General features: G+C 72.1%; 1 pseudogene. It reads left to right on the top strand.

The annotated features are described in order from the left end of the window. Positions 1–531: pseudogene (locus tag QR78_RS31450) on the top strand (right-handed parallel beta-helix repeat-containing protein); the annotation flags it as partial.

Genomic DNA, 531 nt, shown 5'->3' with positions numbered 1-531 from the left:
CGGCGTCGGCGCCGAGGTGTCGGGCAGCTTCATCCACGATTCACCGGCCTACGCGGTCCATCTCCGCGGCAACGACCACCGGGTGACCGGCAACGAGATCGCGCGGCTGCTCGCCGGCGCCACCGATACGGGTGCGATCTATTCCGGCCGCGACTGGACCGCGCGCGGCAGCGTGATCGCCGACAACTTCTTGCACGACATCCGGGGCGAGGGCGAGCGCGAGGTCAAGGGCGTGTACCTCGACGACATGGCGAGCGGCTTCACCGTCTCCGGCAACCTCTTCCTGCGGGTCGACCAGCCGGTCTTCCTCGGCGGCGGGCGCGACAACCGCGTCGTGGGCAACATCTTCGTGGCGTCGAGCCCGGCGGTCCACGTCGATTCCCGCGGCGAGACCTGGGCCCGCGACGCGATCACCGACCCGGAATCGCAGCTGCGTGCCGCCTACGCGGCGATGCCGGTGGAGTCTCCCCCCTGGCGCGCGCGCTATCCGCGCCTGCCCGGCCTGCTCTACGACCGCCCGGCGGTGGGCGG

Source organism: Methylobacterium indicum, assembly GCF_001043895.1.
GTDB classification, from domain to species: domain Bacteria; phylum Pseudomonadota; class Alphaproteobacteria; order Rhizobiales; family Beijerinckiaceae; genus Methylobacterium; species Methylobacterium indicum.
Note: the sequence above shows the minus strand (reverse complement) of the source record. Positions and strands in the feature narration are given on the sequence as shown.